The following is a 17,420-nucleotide window of genomic DNA, read 5'->3' as shown; positions in this document are numbered from 1 at the left end:
GCTTCTTGCGACGAATCTTGTTATTATCGCAGTAAACCACGCCGCGACAGGGGCGACAATGTTACCCTTTGCAACTTTCTACCGACTCCACAACAGGGACACGCATGGCGCTTGCCAACGATACACGCATTTCGCCCACGGCGGTGGTCCAGGCGCAACTGGACGCCTACAATGCCCACGACGTAGCCGCCTTGCTGGCCATCTACGCCGATGATGCACAGCAATTTCAGTACCCCGACACCTTGCTGGCCACGGGCAGCGAGCAGATCGGCCCCCGCTTCACGGCCCGTTTCGCCGCCAGCCAGCCGCAGGCGCAGTTGCTCAACCGTATCGCCTGCGGCAAGCTGGTGATCGACCATGAAATCGTCCATGGCGGCACGCCGGACGGTGTTTCCGCGCAGGAATTGGTAGCGACCTATGAGGTGGAGCAGGGCCGCATCCGCCGTGCCTGGTTCAGCTTTGGCTCTTTGACCTGCCTGAGGGTGGCGCTGCCGGCCGATGTGCCTGCCATGAACGCGCTGATCGCCCGTTCCGGCGTGGCGCTGAGCGCAGGGTTTTATACGCAGGAACAGGCCGAGGCCGTGACGCGCCACGTATTCGGCGTCGATACGCAGCTCGTTGCCGACCGCACGTATTTCGTCATCGAACGCGATGGCGCCATGCTGGCCTGCGGCGGCTGGAGCCGGCGCGCCACTCTGTACGGTGCCGACCGCGCGAAGAGCGGGTCGGACCCGTTGCTCGATCCGGCCAGCCAGCCGGCCCGCATCCGCGCCTTCTTTGTCGAACCGGCGGCGGCGCGCCAGGGCCTGGGAAGCATGCTGATGCGCCATTGCGAGCGCCAGGCCCGGGCCGCCGGTTTTACGGCGCTGGAACTGGCCGCCACCTTGCCCGGCGTGCCGCTGTACCTGGCCAGCGGCTTTGCCGTCACCGAAGATTTTTATCTCGACTTGCCCGATGACATCAAGTTGCCGCTGGCGCGCATGCACAAGCGGCTGTAAGGCTGTTTACCAGGGCAGCGGCGCCTGTTCCCCGTTGGCATGCTCGCCGTAATACAGCGACGGTAAAAAGCGCGACAGATAGGTAAATTCGCTGTAGCAATGGCGCAGCAAATTCAGGCCGAGCACGTCGGGCACGTCGCGCACGGGGTCCAGGCTATTGCGGCCCAGCAAAAAGCGGCTGCGCAGCACGCAGCCCGTCGGTGTGTCGCGCGTCAGGTGCAGCATTTCGCCATCGAGCGGATCGCCATGCGGGTCCAGTTGCACGTGCTCGCCGAAGCCGATGCGCGCGCAGACGGCGGCCGACAGGGCGCCGCTGTCCTTTGCCTGCTGCAGCTGCGCCGGGTCGAAGACTTCCTTCGGATCATGGAACTTCAGCTTGGCTTTCACGGGTGGAATATCGCCCAAGGACTCCACTGCCTCGATCGAGGCGCCGTAGTAACTCTCTCCCTTTTTCCACGCGCTGTTCCAGCCGTGATGGGCCACGTGATCGTGCGGATGCCACCACTTGATGTGCTGCGTCGTCTCGAAGAAAGTGAACCACCAGTCCAGCATGCGTCCGCTGCAGCCGTGCAGTTCCGTGCGCGCCGCCACCAGCAGGCAGCCGTCGGGCAGGCGCGTGATGCCCGTTTCCAGGTGCAGGGGAAACGGGTCAAGCAAGTCGCCCGTGCGGGCGATGGTCCAGGGATGTTCATAGTGGCGCGTATCAGTCATGTCGTTCTCCTTTGTTTGGGTGAAGCAATTATATATTAAAGAAACGAATAGCGTTTCCTAAATGTGTTTCAGTGTAAAATTGCCCATCAATCAAGCTTGGAGCCGGCATGCAGGAAGCAGAGAGCAAGACAGAGAGCAAGGCTGTGCGTGGACGGGGCCGCCCGGCGCGCCCGCCCGAAGAGGCGCGCGAGGCGGCCGTGCAGGCGGCCACCTGGCTGCTGCTGCACGAAGGCTATGCGGCCACGACCATGGAGGCGGTGGCGCGCCACGCGGGCATGGCCAAGAAGTCGCTGTATCAGTACGCGGCCAACCGCGAAGAACTCGTGGCCCTGGTGGTGCGCGGCTGGACGGACGCCTTTTTACCGGCCATGGCGCACGATGCGGCTGGCCCCGGCGAAGTGCTGCCATTACTGAAGGATATCTTGCAGGCGATGGCCGCGCGCGTGCTGACGGCGGATGCCGTGGGCCTGTTCCGTCTGCTGTGCACGGAGTTTCCCGCGCGCGCCGATTTGCTGGCCGTGTATCAACGCAACGGCATCGAGCGGGGCACGGCTTTGCTGGCCCGGTGGTTACAGCGCCAGGCCGCGCGCGGCCATCTGGTGCTGCAGGATGGGCACGATGGGCACGAACTGGCCGGCTTGCTGCTGGCCATGGTGATCGCCGAGCCGCTGCGGCAGATGGCGCTGGGCTTGCTGGCGCCAGTGCCGGCCTGGGACGCGGCGCCCCGCATCGACGCGGCGCTGCGATTGCTGGGCGGTCAGTCGTTCAAGGTCGCTGGTGCTTCAGCGCTTCGCGGTAGCTGAGGGGAGAGAGCCGTTGGCGGTGCTCTGCGGCAAAAGCCAGCACCTCTGTCGGGCTGTGGCGCGCGTAATCGCGCAAGGCCCAGCCGATGGCCTTGCGGATGAAAAACTCGTCTTCGTGGGCCAGCGCCAGCGCCGCGCCGAACAGCCAGCCGGCATCCGTGTCGGCGCGCCAGCCCAGCTGGTGCAGCATGGCGATGCGGCGCAGCCAGAAGTCTTCGTGGCGCAAGGCCGCGTCCATATGTGCATGGCCATCGCCGCCGCGCTGGCGTTCCGCCTGCAGCACCGCGCCGACAATGCCTGCTACGCCGTCGACGCTGTCCCACCACGCGCGCTGGCGCGCCAGGCCGAGCAGGGCGGGCAGGTGTTCGGCGCCCAGCTGGCGCCGGTGCAGGGCCAGCATGTCGAGCGCCACGTGCTGATACTCGCGCTCGGGCTGTTGCCACAGCCGTTGTGCATGTTCCAGCAGCACATCGGCCCCCACCTCTCTCAAGCCCGCCAGCAAGGCCTTGGCGGCCAGCCGCCGCTGCGGCGCTGCCACGCCCAGGAACACGAACTGGCCGCGCATATAGGCCTGCATGGGGGCAACACGGCCCGGTTCGGCAACCGCTTCGAGCGCCGCCTTCAATTCTGCATGTAGATCCATCGCATCCCGCTTTCTTTCAGGCGTAAAAAAGGCGCCCCGTGGAGCGCCTTTTCATCTTCATCCCATATTACTGGATTTTTGCCTTCTTCATCAACTCGTCGCGGTAGGCGGCGAGTTTTTTCTGTTGCAGCGACTCAGCTACTTGACCCTTGACTTCTTCCAGTGCCGGCAGCTTCGTCGGACGGGTTTCTTCCAGCTTGATCACGTGGAAGCCGAATTGCGATTGCACGGGCGTTTGCGTGACCTGGCCTGGTTTCAGGGCGACCATGGCGTCGGAGAATGGCTTGACGTACGAAGCCGGGCTAGCCCAGTCCAGGTCGCCGCCATTGGCCGCGGAACCGTCTTTCGATACTTTCGCCAGTTCTTCGAACTTGGCGCCGCCTTTCAGCTTGGCGATGATGTCTTTCGCTTCCGCTTCGGTGGCGACCAGGATGTGGCGTGCATGGTATTCCTTGTCGCCCGCTTGTGCCTTGAACTTGTCGTACTCGGCCTTGATTTCAGCGTCCTTGACAGGGTTTTTCTTCACATAGTCGGCCAGCAGGGCATTGATGATGATGCTTTGACGGGCATTATCGATCTGCGACTTGACTTCCGGACGCGTGCCGTAGCCTTGCTTGTCGGCTTCCTGGATCAGCACTTCGCGGCCGATCAGGTCTTTCTTGATGGCTTCGCGCAATTGCGGCGAATCGGCTTGCTTGCCTTGGGCGACGACTTGCTTGACGACCTGGTCGACGCGCGACGATGGGATGGCCTTGCCATTCACGGTGGCCACGTTTTGCGCGAACGCAGGGATCGCGACGACGGCGACCAGGGCTAAGATCAGGCGGGCTGGCTTCAAAATCATGTTCATTCCTAATAAATATACTAAAAATCGAGATGCGCGACTGTCGCGCAGTGCGCATTCAGGCGCAGAATACACGACCGGCGCCGAAAAGGGCGCCGGGGAGGTCCGTTCTTACTGAACTTTCGCTTTTTTGATCATTTCTTCCTGATACGCTTGCAGTTTCTTTTGCTGCAGCGCTTCGGCGATCTGTGGCTTGACTTCTTCCAGTGTCGGCAGTTTTGCCGCGCGGGTGTCGTCCAGCTTGATCACGTGGAAACCGTTAGGCGTTTGCACCGGCGTGTCGGTAACCTGGCCTTTTTGCAGTTTCACGAAGGCGTCCGAGAACACTTTCGGGAACGACGAAGGGGCTGCCCAGTCCAGGTCGCCGCCATTGTCGGCCGAGCCGGTATCTTTCGATTGTTTGGCCAGATCTTCGAACTTGGCGCCGCCTTTCAGCTTGGCGATGATGTCTTTCGCCTCTGCTTCGGTGCCCACCAGGATGTGGCGAACATGGTATTCCTTGTCGCCCGTCTGCGCCACGAAGCGGTCGTATTCGGCCTTGATTTCAGCGTCGTTGACCGGGTTCTTTTTCAGGTAGTCGCCGACCAGGGCGTTGATGACGATGGCTTGGCGTGCGTTCTCGATTTGCTGCTTGACGGCTGCATCTTTACCGAAACCTTTGTTTTCCGCTTCTTGCATCAGCACTTCACGGCCGATCAAGTCTTTCTTGATCATTTCGCGCAGTTGCGGCGAATCCGGTTGCTGGCCTTGTGCGACGACTTGCTTGACGACTGCATCAACGCGCGACGATGGGATAGGCTTGCCATTAACAACGGCAACATTTTGCGCAAAAACAGGTACCGCGACAACGGCGAGTAGTGCGATCAGCAAGCGGGCTGGCTTAAAAGTCATTATTAAATCCTGTTAGGGAAAGTTTCGTAAAAAACGCATGGGAAGAAAACGCGTGCATGGCGCTTGCGGCAAATGGCATACCAAGTTGCCCCGGTACGCCAAAAACGCCGTCCTTACACTACTTCGGACGGCGCCAGGGCCACAATCGCCAATGCATGTATCTCATTATGCATCATATCGTGCACGGAATCATACACCAGTCGATGGCGCATGACGAGCCTGAGCCCCTCAAATCGACTAGAAATTATGCGCAGATTGTAATGGCCTCCGCCCGAGGCGGCGCCCGCGTGGCCCCGGTGGCGCGCCGAGTCGTCTTCCAGCACGCATTCCAGAGGAGAAAGTGCCGTTTCCAGGCGGGTACGAATGCGCTCCATGCGCGTTGCCGTGTCGTTCGTCATCATGCGTCTTCCTTGATATGCTTGGCCAGGAACAGGGTTTGCGCCACGATGAAGGCAAAGAAGATGCCCGTCGCGCCAAACGCTTTAAAACTGACCCAGGCGGCCATGTCGCCCTTGTACAGCACGAAGGCCACGAACAGGTTCAGTGCGCCGATGGCGCCGAAGAAGATGATCCATGCGGCCAGCAACTGGTTCCATACGGCATCGGGCAACTGCACTTGCGCTTCCATGGTCTTGCGGATCAGGTTTTTCTTGAAAACCACGTGGGCGATCAGGAGGGCTAGGCCGGACAGCCAGTAGATCAGGGTCGGCTTCCATTTCAGGAAGAAATCGTCATGCAGATAAATGCTGGCGCCGCCGAACACGACAAAGATGAACAGCGACAGCCACAGCATGCCGTCCACCTTGCGCCCGCGCAGCAGCAGATAGCTGACCTGGCAAGCCGTGGCGATGATGCCGACGAGGGTGGCGAGTATCCATGGCGCCTGGTCAGCCTTGATCAGGCCGCCTGACACGAAGCCGGACAAATACTGCTGCACGAAATCGTGCGTGGCCGCTTCATACATGCCGCCCAGCTTGAAGGCGGCGAAGAAGGCGATCAGCGGGAAGAGGTCGAATAGAAATTTCATGGCGAGACTTTACTATGAGCGTGGTGTAAACATCTTAGGAATGACTTAGGAGCAACATTCGCGCCCCCGGTCATTCCTGTGGCATCAAGGTTGCGGATCGAAGCGCAAGGATGCCGAATTGATGCAATAGCGCAAACCGGTCGGCGGCGGGCCGTCCGGGAAGACGTGGCCCAGGTGGGCGTCGCAGACGGCGCAGACGATTTCCGTGCGCACCATGCCATGGCTGCGGTCCACGATTTCCGTCACGTTGGCCGGGTTCAGCGCCTGGAAATAGCTGGGCCAGCCGCAGCCCGAGTCGAACTTGGTGTCCGAGGCGAACAGCGGCGTGTTGCAGCAGACGCAGGTGTAGATGCCATGTTCATGGTGGTCCCAGAACTTGCCCGTGAAGGCCCGTTCGGTGGCCGCGTGGCGCGTGACTTCGTATTGCATGGAATCGAGCATGGCACGCCATTCGGCGTCCGTTTTCTTGACTTTATTGGTGGTCATAATGTCTCCTTAGGATGAGCAGCTGACTTCAAGGTGGCTGGCCCAGTCGGGTGGCAGGGCCGCATAGTGCTGGTGTTCGGGCTGTTCGTCAAATGGCTTTTGCAGTATTTCCAGCAATTTCGCCACCTCCGTGTAATCCTGCCGCTGGGCTTTCTCGATGGCCACTTGCGCCAGGTAGTTGCGCAGCACGTATTTCGGGTTGACTCCGTTCATGGCCGCTTGCCGCTCGGCATCGACGCTGTGCTCGCGCAGCAGGCGCGCGCGGTACCCCGCTGCCCACGCATCGAAGGCGGGGCGGTCGATGAACATGTCGCGCAATGCCGTGTCATGTTCGGGCGCCGCCACCTGCAGCGTAGACAAGGCGCGGAAGAAATTCGTGAAATCCACGTGATTGGCTTGCATCAGCGCAAACATGCTGTCGAACAGCGCCGTGTCTTCCTCTCGTGCCGTGCGCAGGCCCAGCTTGGCGCGCAGCAAGCTATTCATCTTGTCCGCGAAGGCCGGCTGGTAGCTGTCGAGCGCCGCCTGCGCCTCGGCCACTTCGCCGATCAGCGGCAGCAAAGCCTGGCCCAGCGCATAGCAGTTCCAGTGGCCCACTTGCGGCTGGTTGGCGTAGGAATAGCGGCCTTGCTGGTCCGTATGGTTGCAGATGTGCTCCGCGTCAAACGCTTCCATGAAACCGAAGGGGCCGTAATCGAGGGTCAGGCCCAGGATCGACATATTGTCCGTGTTCATGACGCCATGCATGAAGCCCACGGCTTGCCACTGCGCGATCATGTGCGCCGTGCGCACGCAGACCTCGGCCAGCAAGGCCTGGTATGGATTTGCTGCGGCGCGCAAATCGGGATAAAAACTGTCGATCACGTAATCGGCGAGGATTTTCAGTTCGTCCGGCTGCTTGCGGTAAAACCAGTGCTCGAACGAGCCGAAGCGCACGAACGTGGGCGCCATGCGCGTGACGACGGCCGCCGTTTCCACCGTTTCGCGCATGATGCCTTGCTGCGAACCCATGATGGACAGCGCGCGCGAGGTGGGAATGCCGAGCGCCGCCATGGCTTCCGAGCACAGGAATTCGCGGATGGACGAGCGCAGCACGGCGCGCCCGTCGCCCATGCGCGAATACGGCGTGGCGCCGGCGCCTTTCAGCTGCAGCTCCATCGGACCGTGTGCGGTGGCGATATCGCCCAGCAGGATGGCGCGGCCATCGCCCAGCTGGCCCGCCCAGACGCCGAACTGGTGGCCCGAATACACGGCCGACAGGGGGTGCGAGCGCTCGGCAACCGCATTGCCGGCCAGTAGCGCCACGTAATCAGGCTCGGCCAGGCGCGCCGCATCGAGGCCGATCAGAGCGGCGGCCGATGCGCTGGCGGCCACGAAGTACGGGGCGGGCAGGGGCGTGGGCATCAGGCGCGTATAGAACGCGGGCGGCAAGGCCGCGAAGGCGTTATCCAGTGGTAAGGTAGTAGCGCTGATGGCAATTCCATTCAAAGTAGGGATGGCGGCAAGGTGCGCCAGCCTGGAATGCGATTTTACCGCACCGCGCCAAGGCGTGTGGCGGGCGCCTGGGCGGCCGAAAACGGAATCGAAAATTCCATGCTGCATTGCAATATCGAAATGCGTTGACGATTTCCGCACGACCGTACGAAACTAAGAAAAATCTTTAATTTCCTACAATAACCGAGTAGCCACCCCAGGAGACACGATGTCGGCATTCCCCTTGAGCCCAGTGATGGGCCAGATGATGAACCAGCCCCTGCTGATTTCCAGCATTATCGAGTTTGCAGCGCGTCATTATGGCAACGGCGAAATCGTCTCGCGGCGCGTGGAAGGCGATTTGCACCGCTATACCTACCGCGATTGCCACCAGCGCACGCGCCGGCTGGCGAATGCCTTGCACGGGCTGGGCGTGGGCATGGGCGACCGGGTCGCCACGCTGGCCTGGAATGGCTACCGCCACCTGGAAGCGTACTATGCCGTGTCCGGCTCGGGTGCCGTGCTGCACACGATCAATCCGCGCCTGTTTCCCGACCAGATCGCCTATATTTCGAACCATGCGGAAGACCAGGTCTTGCTGTTCGACTTGACCTTCCTGCCCGTGGTGGAAAAGATCGCCGCCGACTGCACCTTTGTGCGCCACTTCGTGCTGATGTGCGACCGCGACCGCATGCCCGCCAGCAGCACCATCCCCGACCTGCTGTGCTATGAAGACCTGATCGACACGCATTCCGACGACTACGCATGGCCCTTGTTCGACGAGAACTCGGCCGCCACCCTGTGCTATACCTCGGGTACGACGGGCAACCCCAAGGGCGCCCTGTATTCGCACCGCTCGACCGTCCTGCACGCCTATGCGTCGGCCATGCCCAGCGCCCTCAACGTGCGCGCCACCGATACGGTCCTGCCCGTCGTGCCCATGTTCCACGTGAATGCCTGGGGCTTGCCGTATTCCGTGCTGCTGTCGGGCGCGCGCATGGTGTTTCCCGGCGCGGCACTGGACGGCAAATCGCTGTACGAGCTGTTCGAATCGGAGAAAGTGACGTTCTCGGCCGGCGTGCCCACGGTCTGGCTGGGCCTGCTGAATTATGCCTTGCAGCACGGCTTGCAGTTTTCCACCTTCCGCCGCACGGTGATCGGCGGCGCGGCATGCCCGCCGGCCATGATGGATACCCTGATCGACAAGTTCGACGTGGAAGTCATCCATGGCTGGGGCATGACGGAAATGTCGCCGCTGGGCACCACGGGCGGCTTGCAGACCAAGCACCTGGCCATGGACAAGGCGGCGCAGCGCAAGATCCTGCACAAGCAGGGCCATGCGATCTATGGCGTGGACATGAAGATCGTCGATGACGACGGCAAGGAATTGCCGTGGGATGGCGTGGCCTATGGCCATCTGCTGGTGAAGGGGCCGTGGATCATCTCCTCGTATTACAAGAACGAGGGCGGCGAGGCGCTGCAGGATGGCTGGTTCCCCACGGGCGACGTGGCCACCATCGATGCGGATGGCTACATGCAGATCACGGACCGCAGCAAGGACGTGATCAAGTCGGGCGGCGAGTGGATCGGCACCATCGACCTGGAAAACCTGGCCATGGCCCACCCGGCCGTGCTGCAGGCGGCCTGCATCGGCGTGTTCCACCCGAAATGGGACGAGCGCCCCGTACTGGTGGTGGTGCTGCGTCCCGGCATGACGGTCACGCGCGATGCACTGCTGCAATTTTTTGAGGGCAAGATTGCCAAGTGGTGGACACCCGACGACGTGCTGTTCATCGATGCCTTGCCCATGGGCGCGACGGGCAAGATCCAGAAGAACAAGCTGCGCGAGCAGTTCAAGGGGCACCAGCTGCCGGGGTTGTAAGGCAAGCTAGGCCGCTTGCGGCAGCGCCGTCTCCAGCTTTTCCAGCAAATGATCGCACTGGAAGACGGACAGGGTCTGGCGCTGCGCCTCCGTGCCGATATCGATCATTTCATCCATTTCGCCGCGCAGGTCGTCATGCGTTCCCGTGCGGATGATTTGCGGCGCCGCAAAGCGCTGGCTGTCGGAGATGGTCATGATGCTGTCGACGTGGTCGACAAGAAAGCCGTAGCGCTCGTCGCCCCGTTCCACGATCAGGATCTTGCCGCTACTGGCGTCCGGCAGGGCTGGCATCGCGTACAGCTGGCGCAGATCGATGATGCTGATCATTTGCTGACGCAAGTTGAGCATGCCGCGCATGCAGGCCGGCATGCCCGGCGGCGTGGTGATGGCGCCGCTGAAGTCGATGATTTCGCGCACTTGCCCGATTTCCACGGCGAAGCGGGTTTCCACCGTAAACGTGATGTAGACGCGGCGCCGCGCCTTGTGCGTGGCGGCGCCCGTTTCCGAGTCGGCCGGGTACAGGCGCGCGTGGCCGTCGCGCATCTCGACGATCTCCGCCTGCGACAGGATGCCCTTGTGATCGAGGAAAATAATGTCGCCCAAGCCTTCTTTCGTGATGCAGCCGGCAAACATGGTGGCGCGCGCCTTGCTCAGCAGGGGAATCGGCAATACCTCGTCGCCAAAGAAATGCACGATGCTGTCGACGGAATCGACGAGGAAGCCCACGCTCGTGTCATCGAGGCGCACGACGATGACGCGCCGATCCAGCGTGGCCGCCGAGCTGGACCCGGGCGCCTGCAGCAGGGCGCCGAAGTCGACGACGGCCACCTGGCTGCCGCGGAAATGCATGCGCCCCAGGCACAGTTCGCTGTTCAGCAGGGAGCTGTGCAATTCCGGCACGCGGATGATTTCCTGGATGGCCAGCATCTCGAAAGCGAACGTGGCGCCGGCCGCATGGAAGCTGACGCACTGGCGGCGTTCGCTTTGCGCATGGTAGCGGGCCGTGCTCAGCTTGGCGCCCGTCGCCTGCAGGGCCAGTACATGGGGCACGTTTTCAATGCGCAGCAGGGCGTGCGGGTCGAGTACCTGCAGCAGGCGCGCGCCGCCATCGAGCAAGATCGTGCCGGCGATCACGGCATGGCAGTCGCCGGCCGCATAGTGCAGGGCGCTGCGCGCGCTGGCGGGCACGCGCAGGATTTCGCCCGTATCCTGGAAGACGATGCCGATCAGCACTTGCTGGAAATCGAGGATGGCGATCTTGTCCGTGGCCAGGGCGCGCGGCGCATCGGCGCGGAACAAGCGCCCCAGGTTGACCACCGGAATGACGCTGCCGCGCAAGGTGAACATGCCTTCCAGATACGCGGGCGACAGGGGCAGGGCCGTGACTTTGGCGGGGTAGTTCACCACTTCGCGGATGCAGCTGGCGGGCAGGGCGAATTCATCGTCGCCCAGCTGGAAGGAGCCGAACAGTTCGGCGGCCGTGTCGTTTGCGCCATGGGCTTGCAAACCCGTCGCTTCATGCATATCCATATGCGCCTTCCTTGCGTGGAATCAATTCCGGTGGCGCCACCACCTCGGTGACGGCGTAGCTGTGCCGGGCGCAATCGATCAGCAACTGGCGGCCGTGGCGACCTCCCAGCGCGCAAAAACTGACGTGCAAGCCGCACTGGGCCAGATATTTATGCGCCGCTTCCGCGTTTTGCCGGCCCACCTGCAAGCGCCCGTTGCGTGGGCCAAACATGTGGGCGCCGCCTGCCAGCACCACGTCGATATCAACGTAATCGGCCCGGCGCACGCCCATCAGGCGCAGCAGCGAAGGCACGGCCTGGCTGACATAGCGCGCGCCAAGAGCATCGTCGGCCCCGGGCGCTTCCGGCAGCAGACAATGGGCCAGGCCGCAGCATGGGCCGTTCTTCCAGATGAAGCCGATGCCGATGCAGGAGCCCAGCAAGGCTTGCAGCTGCTCGCCATGCGTACCGACGCTAAGTTGCCCCATGCAGACCTGGTGCAGCGGGCCGGCACCGTCGTTGAGGAGGGCGATGCTCATGCCGTGCCCGCCTTATAAATCATGGGAAATTCGAACTGATAGCCGGTACCGAGGCGGGCGATGGTTTCCGACTCGCCCAGGATCAGCCGGCCCTCATCCTTGAGGCTGAGTCGCGCCTGGCGCAGCACGGTTTCCTGGTGCTCCGCGTCAAAATAAATCAGCACATTGCGCAGGAACACCAGGTCGAATTGGCGCGCCGGGTGCAGCGCTTCGAGCAGGTTATGCTGGGCAAAGCTGACGTGTTGCCGCAATTCCTCGTTGACCTTCACGCCATATGGCGCGGGTGAGAAATATTTGCGCAGCAAGTCCGGGTGCGACAGGCGGATGCGCTCGACGGAGCGGCCGCTGTACTGGCCGGCCCGCGCCGCGCCCAAAATCTGCTGCGAAATGTCGCTGGCCAGGATCTGGTAGCGGAAGGCGGGCACTTGCAGCTTGAATTGCTCGCACAGCATGGCGATCGAATACAGCTCCTCGCCGCTGGCGGCGGCGGCCGACCAGATGGCGAGGCAGCCGTCCGGATGGGCGCGCGACCAGGCGGGCAGGTAGCGGTCGCGGAAGTAATCCCAGACCTGCGGCGTGCGGAAGAACAGGGTGTCATTGGTGGTCACCAGGTCGATGAAATGGGCCACCTCGTCGCGGTCGCTGGCCACGCGCTCCAGGTAAGCCTGGTAGCTGTGCAGGGACAGCGCCTGCAGCCGTGGCTGCAAGCGCCGTTCCAGCAGGACGCTCTTGCGCGCGGTCATGGCGATGCCCGTATGCTGGCGTACCAGCGCGATCAGGCTCGTCAGCACCTCGGGCGTCAAGGTGGCCGCGTGGCTCATGGCCTACACCACGAAGCCGGAGACAGTCTGGTTCAGGCTGCCCGCGCGCGCGTTCAGCCCATCCGTGGAGCGGGCGATGCTGTCGCAGTTGGCGGCCGATTTTTCCGTTTCCTCGGCGATGTACTGGATCGCCGTCGACACTTCGCGCGCCGTCAGCAGCTGCTCGTTGGCCGCCTTCGAGATATCGGAGATGGCCAGGGTGGTTTTCGCCACGCCCGAGACGATCTTGTCGAAGGCGTCGCTGGCCTGGCGCGAAATCTCGCTGCCGGTGGACACCCGCTTGACGGATTCGTTGATCAGCTTGGAAATTTCCTTGGTCGCCTGCGAGGAACGCTCGGCCAGCTTGCGCACCTCGTCGGCGACGACGGAAAATCCCAGACCGTGCTCGCCCGCGCGCGCCGCCTCGATGGCCGCATTGAAGGCCAGCATGTTGGTCTGGTTGGCGATCTCGCTGATGACCTTGACGATTTCGCCGATGTCTTCCGACGAGCGGTTGATCAGGTCCATCGCCTCGATCGACTTGGCGACGGCGCGCGCGCCCGATTCCGCTTCCTGCTGCGTGGCCTTCGCCAGCGAATCGGCGTTCGAGGTGTTTTCCGCGATGGAATTGATGGAAAACGTCAAGCCGTCGATGGAGGCGTTCATTTCTTCCACCGTAGCCCCCAGCGCCTGCGTGCCCACGGCTACGCCCGTGGCCCGTTCGGCGATCGTGTGCGAAGCCTCGGCAAAGCCGCTGGCCGCCGACACCACGTTACCGATGACGCCGCGCAAGTCGACGATCATCTTGCTGATGCCGCCGGCCAGCAAATCGATCGGTTCGCCGCCTTCGGGCACGATATGGCAGGTCAGGTCGCCTTGCGCCGCGCGCGCCACCGAGTCGAGCAGGGCATTGACCTTGCGGCTGTCGTCGGCGGCCTTGGCCTGGATGCTGTTTTCCAGGTTCACCTGGTCCGTGATGTCGATGGCGAACTTGACCACTTTATACGGCTTGCCGTTCAGGTCCAGGATGGGGTTGTAGGTCGCTTGTATCCACACCACCTTGCCATGGTTGCCCAGGCGCTTGTAGCGGCCCGCGTCGAATTCGCCCCGGTTGAGCTTTTGCCAGAATTTCTTGTACTCGGCGCTGCCCTCATACTCGGAATCGCAGAACATGCGGTGGTGCTCGCCCTGGATATCGCTCAAGTCATAGTCCATGACGGCGAGGAAATTGTCGTTCGCATCGAGCACCTTGCCCTGCATGTCGAATTCGATCACCGCCTGTGCCTTGCCGATGGCGCTGACCTTGCCTTCGTATTCGGCATTGCGCTTTTTCAGGGCCGTCACGTCGCTGGCGAACTTGACCACCTTGAAGGGGCGGCCCTCCGCGTCAAAGATGGGGTTGTACGAGGCATTGAGCCAGATTTCGCGGCCGTCCTTGGTCACGCGCTTGTATTCGCCCGCGTCGAACTCGCCCCTGCCCAGTTTTTGCCAGAACTGCGCGTATTCCTCGCTTTTGGCGTACTCGGGCTCGCAAAACATGCGGTGGTGCTTGCCTTCGATCTCGTCGAGCGTGTAGCCGACGGACTTGAGGAAATTGTCGTTGGCGCGGATGATGGTGCCGTCGAGCCGGAACTCGATCACGGCCTGGGCCTTGCTGATGGCGTCGATCTTGCCTTCGTACTCGGCGTTGCGGCGCTTGCCGGCCGTGATGTCGGTGGCGAACTTGATGACTTTATACGGTTTGCCGTCCGCGTCGAGGATGGGGTTGTAAGAAGCGTTGATCCACACTTCACGGCCATCTCTGGCGCGGCGCTTGTATTCGCCCTGGTCGAATTCGCCGCGTGCCAGCTTGGCCCAGAAGTTGACATATTCGGCCGTTTTCACATACTCGGGATCGCAGAAGATGGCATGGCGCTTGCCTTGCACCTCAGCCAGGCTGTATCCGACGACACGCAGAAAATTGTCATTCGCATGCAGGATGGTGCCGTCGAGTTCGAATTCGACGACCGCCTGGGCACGGTTCAATGCAGTATGTATCGCTTCTAGGTCCAGTTCCTGAGTGTGGCTGACATGGCTGGCTGCGTCCATAGGATGTCCTTCGATGTGAGAAGAGGAATGGGGGCGATAAAGCTGCTGTTTTTGTTTTTTCTGCGATCCGTATAAGGCAAAAATGGAATTGCATCGACCGTAATTTGGTGATAATCGGTGAGAATGTGCGCAATAAACTGCCGCTAATGTTTTTTCCGCGGCGGCTCTATAGTGGATAAATTGTAGGGTATTGATTTGAATCAATAATTTTATTATTCCCCAGCGTCTGGCGAAAAACAAGGGGAGGGAATAAATAATGTAAGAATTGTCGTAATTACCCCATGCCGGCATATCGCAAACGCATTCCTTCGCATAATAAAACACCGTTATTATTATTGTGATTTTGTTATTTTATTGAATATCCAATTGATAGCTTCTACCGGAGCTTGCTGCTTGCCGCAGAATCGATCCGCAAACGATGTTGTACCATGGCGTAGCATGCTGGCGGCCGTGCGCACACGACAAAAATAATACGAGCGTTCTTTTGTGCGGTATAGTAAAGCTTCATCCCTTGCAACCACCTCATCGCTGAGCAAAACCAATAAGGAAGAGACATGAGTGCTGAATATCAAGTGAACGGCGCCGTTGCCGTCATTACCCTGGTCAATCCGCCCGTCAATGGTCTGGGCCTGGCGACGCGCACGGCCGCCGTGGCGGGCATCCGCCAGGCGCTGGCGGACGAGTCCGTTAAAGCCATCGTCATCACGGGCGCCGGCAAGGCCTTTTCGGGCGGCGCCGATATCAAGGAATTCAATTCGCCCAAGGCGCTCACGGAACCGACCCTGCACACCCTGATCAACGTCGTCGAACAGTCGACCAAGCCCGTCGTGGCGGCGATCCACAGCGTCTGCATGGGCGGCGGTCTGGAGCTGGCGCTGGGCTGCAACTACCGTGTGGCGGCGCCAGGCGCGCAGATGGCCTTGCCGGAAGTCAAGCTCGGCATCTTGCCGGGCGCGGGCGGCACGCAGCGCCTGCCCAGGGTGCTGGGCCTGGAAATGGCCCTGAACATGATCGTCTCGGGCACGCCCGTGGCCTCCGAGAAACTGGCCGGCACGGCCCTGTTCGACGACGTCATCGCGCCGGGCGCCGACCTATTGCAAGCCGCCGTGGCCTTCGCCACCAAGGTGGCCGACGTGCGTCCGCTGCCGAAAGTGCGCGAGCGCAAGGTCGATTACCCGAACCACGAAGCGTTTTTGCAGTTTTCGCGCAATACCGTCAAAGCCATGTCCGGCCCGTTCCCCGCGCCGCTCAAATGCGTCGATGCCGTGGCGGCCGCCGTGACGATGAAATTCGACGACGGCTTGAAGTACGAGCGCGAACTGTTCATGCAGCTGGTGCAGTCGCCCGAATCGAAAGCCTTGCGCCACGCCTTCTTTGCCGAACGGGTCGCCAGCAAGGTGCCCGACGTGCCTGCCGATACGCCCGTGCGCGCGATCGCCAGCGCAGCCATCGTCGGCGCCGGCACCATGGGCGGCGGCATCGCCATGAACTTCGCCAATGCGGGCATCCCCGTGATGCTGCTGGAAACGAAGCAGGAGGCGCTGGACAAGGGCCTGGCCACGATCCGCAAGAATTACGAGAACACGGTGAAGAAGGGCAAGCTGACGCAGGAGAAGGCCGAGCAGCGCATCGCGCTCGTTTCCGGCACCCTGGCGTATGCCGACATCGCGCAGGCCGACATCGTCATCGAAGCCGTGTTCGAAGAACTGGGCGTCAAGGAAAGCGTGTTCAAACAGCTTGACGCCGTCATGAAGCCGGGCGCCATCCTCGCCTCGAACACGTCCACCCTGGACCTGGACCGGATCGCCGCGTTCACCAAACGTCCGCAGGACGTGATCGGCACGCATTTCTTCAGCCCTGCAAATGTGATGAAACTGCTGGAAATCGTCCGTGGCAAGGAAACGGGCAAGGACGTGCTGGCCACGGCGCTGGCCCTGTCGAAAAAACTGAAGAAGACGGGCGTCGTCTCGGGCGTGTGCGACGGCTTCATCGGCAACCGCATGATCGAGCAATACAGCCGGCAAGCCGGTTTCCTGCTGGAAGAAGGCTGTCTGCCGGAACAGGTCGACAAGGCGGTCGAGAAATTCGGCTTTGCCATGGGCCCGTTCCGCATGGGCGACCTGGCCGGCAACGACATCGGCTGGGCCATCCGCAAGCGCCGCTACGTGGAAAAACCGGACGTCACGTATTCGAAGACGGCCGACCTGCTGTGCGAGATGGGGCGTTACGGCCAGAAGACGGGCGCCGGCTGGTACGACTACAAGCCGGGCGACCGCAAGGCCTATCCGTCGGAACAGGTCAACGCGATGATCGTGCAGCATTCGGCCGACATCGGCGTGGCGCGGCGCAAGATCGGCGATCAGGAAATCGTCGAACGGCTCGTGTACGCGCTGGTCAACGAAGGCGCGCGCATCCTGGAAGAGGGCATCGCCCTGCGCGCCTCGGATATCGACATGGTGTATTTGACGGGCTACGGCTTCCCGCTGTTCCGCGGCGGCCCGATGTTCTATGCGGACACGGTCGGCTTGCCGAACGTGCTCGATACCATCAGTGGCTACGCCAAAGGCCGCCACGGCGAAGCGTGGACGCCGGCGCCCCTGCTGGTAAAACTGGCGGGCGAGGGCAAGGGTTTCAATAGCTGATCGGGCGTTATCATCGGCGTCAACAATGCTGTCGCCAACAATGTTATCGGATGACGCGCGGCTTTGCCGCGCTAATCCGATCTAC

General features: G+C 61.8%; 16 protein-coding genes. 4 read left to right on the top strand and 12 right to left on the bottom strand.

The features are described from left to right. Window positions 1-104 precede the first annotated feature (104 nt). A complete protein-coding gene (locus CBW66_RS29340; RefSeq protein ID WP_086136897.1) occupies window positions 105-998 on the top strand; it encodes a GNAT family N-acetyltransferase in 894 nt (297 codons plus the stop codon). 6 nt (window positions 999-1,004) lie between these two features. On the opposite strand, the gene CBW66_RS05130 is transcribed toward CBW66_RS29340, so the two are convergent. Next, a complete protein-coding gene (locus CBW66_RS05130) occupies window positions 1,005-1,709 on the bottom strand; it encodes a hydrolase (RefSeq protein WP_086136896.1) in 705 nt (234 codons plus the stop codon). A gap of 107 nt (window positions 1,710-1,816) precedes the next feature. On the opposite strand from CBW66_RS05130, the gene CBW66_RS05125 reads away from it, so the two are divergent. Further along, window positions 1,817-2,512 (top strand): TetR/AcrR family transcriptional regulator, encoded by a 696-nt coding sequence (locus CBW66_RS05125; RefSeq protein ID WP_086136895.1) that lies wholly within the window; start codon window positions 1,817-1,819, stop codon window positions 2,510-2,512. Here the strand turns inward: CBW66_RS05125 and CBW66_RS05120 are convergent. The 7 genes from CBW66_RS05120 to CBW66_RS05090 form a co-directional block, all read right to left on the bottom strand. Beyond that, on the bottom strand, window positions 2,475-3,155 hold the full coding sequence (locus tag CBW66_RS05120; RefSeq protein WP_086136894.1) for a DNA alkylation repair protein: 681 nt from the start codon (window positions 3,153-3,155) through the stop codon (window positions 2,475-2,477). The two genes, CBW66_RS05125 and CBW66_RS05120, sit on opposite strands and share 38 nt — an antisense overlap. A 67-nt stretch (window positions 3,156-3,222) precedes the next feature. Then, window positions 3,223-3,999 carry a peptidylprolyl isomerase gene (locus CBW66_RS05115; protein WP_034756072.1) on the bottom strand — a complete coding sequence of 259 codons (777 nt, stop codon included), beginning with the start codon at window positions 3,997-3,999 and terminating at the stop codon, window positions 3,223-3,225. Window positions 4,000-4,110: 111 nt separating this feature from the next. Then, window positions 4,111-4,890, bottom strand: a complete 780-nt coding sequence (locus tag CBW66_RS05110) for a peptidyl-prolyl cis-trans isomerase (RefSeq protein ID WP_070218374.1) — start codon at window positions 4,888-4,890, stop codon at window positions 4,111-4,113. A gap of 113 nt (window positions 4,891-5,003) precedes the next feature. Next, window positions 5,004-5,291, bottom strand: coding sequence for a BolA family transcriptional regulator (locus CBW66_RS05105; protein WP_086136893.1), 288 nt, complete (start codon window positions 5,289-5,291; stop codon window positions 5,004-5,006). Beyond that, entirely contained in the window at window positions 5,288-5,917 is a 630-nt protein-coding gene (locus CBW66_RS05100; RefSeq protein ID WP_086136892.1) for a septation protein A, read from the bottom strand. The genes CBW66_RS05105 and CBW66_RS05100 overlap by 4 nt, the downstream gene beginning before the upstream one ends. An 84-nt stretch (window positions 5,918-6,001) precedes the next feature. Then, entirely contained in the window at window positions 6,002-6,403 is a 402-nt protein-coding gene (msrB, locus tag CBW66_RS05095) for a peptide-methionine (R)-S-oxide reductase MsrB (protein WP_086136891.1), read from the bottom strand. A gap of 9 nt (window positions 6,404-6,412) precedes the next feature. Beyond that, the gene (locus tag CBW66_RS05090) at window positions 6,413-7,891 is read right to left on the bottom strand and encodes a YdiU family protein (protein WP_170932824.1); all 1,479 of its coding nucleotides are present in this window, start codon (window positions 7,889-7,891) and stop codon (window positions 6,413-6,415) included. A gap of 214 nt (window positions 7,892-8,105) precedes the next feature. Here CBW66_RS05090 and CBW66_RS05085 point away from each other — a divergent pair, with 214 nt between their 5' ends. Next, window positions 8,106-9,758 carry a 3-(methylthio)propionyl-CoA ligase gene (locus CBW66_RS05085; protein ID WP_086136890.1) on the top strand — a complete coding sequence of 551 codons (1,653 nt, stop codon included), beginning with the start codon at window positions 8,106-8,108 and terminating at the stop codon, window positions 9,756-9,758. A gap of 6 nt (window positions 9,759-9,764) precedes the next feature. On the opposite strand, the gene CBW66_RS05080 is transcribed toward CBW66_RS05085, so the two are convergent. Genes CBW66_RS05080 through CBW66_RS05065 form a run of 4 tightly spaced genes read right to left on the bottom strand, consistent with a single transcriptional unit; the run spans window position 9,765 to window position 14,693 of the window. Beyond that, window positions 9,765-11,288 (bottom strand): chemotaxis protein CheW, encoded by a 1,524-nt coding sequence (locus CBW66_RS05080; RefSeq protein WP_230492133.1) that lies wholly within the window; start codon window positions 11,286-11,288, stop codon window positions 9,765-9,767. Beyond that, on the bottom strand, window positions 11,275-11,805 hold the full coding sequence (locus tag CBW66_RS05075; protein WP_086136889.1) for a chemotaxis protein CheD: 531 nt from the start codon (window positions 11,803-11,805) through the stop codon (window positions 11,275-11,277). Before CBW66_RS05075 ends, CBW66_RS05080 begins: the two co-directional genes overlap by 14 nt. Continuing rightward, window positions 11,802-12,626: a protein-glutamate O-methyltransferase CheR gene (locus CBW66_RS05070; protein ID WP_086136888.1), complete on the bottom strand. Its 825-nt coding sequence runs from the start codon at window positions 12,624-12,626 to the stop codon at window positions 11,802-11,804. Before CBW66_RS05070 ends, CBW66_RS05075 begins: the two co-directional genes overlap by 4 nt. A gap of 3 nt (window positions 12,627-12,629) precedes the next feature. Next, entirely contained in the window at window positions 12,630-14,693 is a 2,064-nt protein-coding gene (locus CBW66_RS05065; RefSeq protein ID WP_086136887.1) for a PAS domain-containing methyl-accepting chemotaxis protein, read from the bottom strand. A gap of 554 nt (window positions 14,694-15,247) precedes the next feature. Between CBW66_RS05065 and CBW66_RS05060 the strand changes: the two genes are divergently transcribed. Beyond that, window positions 15,248-17,335 carry a 3-hydroxyacyl-CoA dehydrogenase NAD-binding domain-containing protein gene (locus CBW66_RS05060; protein WP_086136886.1) on the top strand — a complete coding sequence of 696 codons (2,088 nt, stop codon included), beginning with the start codon at window positions 15,248-15,250 and terminating at the stop codon, window positions 17,333-17,335. Window positions 17,336-17,420 lie beyond the last annotated feature (85 nt).

The sequence above is a fragment of the Janthinobacterium sp. GW456P genome (assembly GCF_002127655.1).
Classification (GTDB): domain Bacteria; phylum Pseudomonadota; class Gammaproteobacteria; order Burkholderiales; family Burkholderiaceae_D; genus Janthinobacterium.
This window is presented reverse-complemented; position numbering and strand designations above follow the sequence as displayed.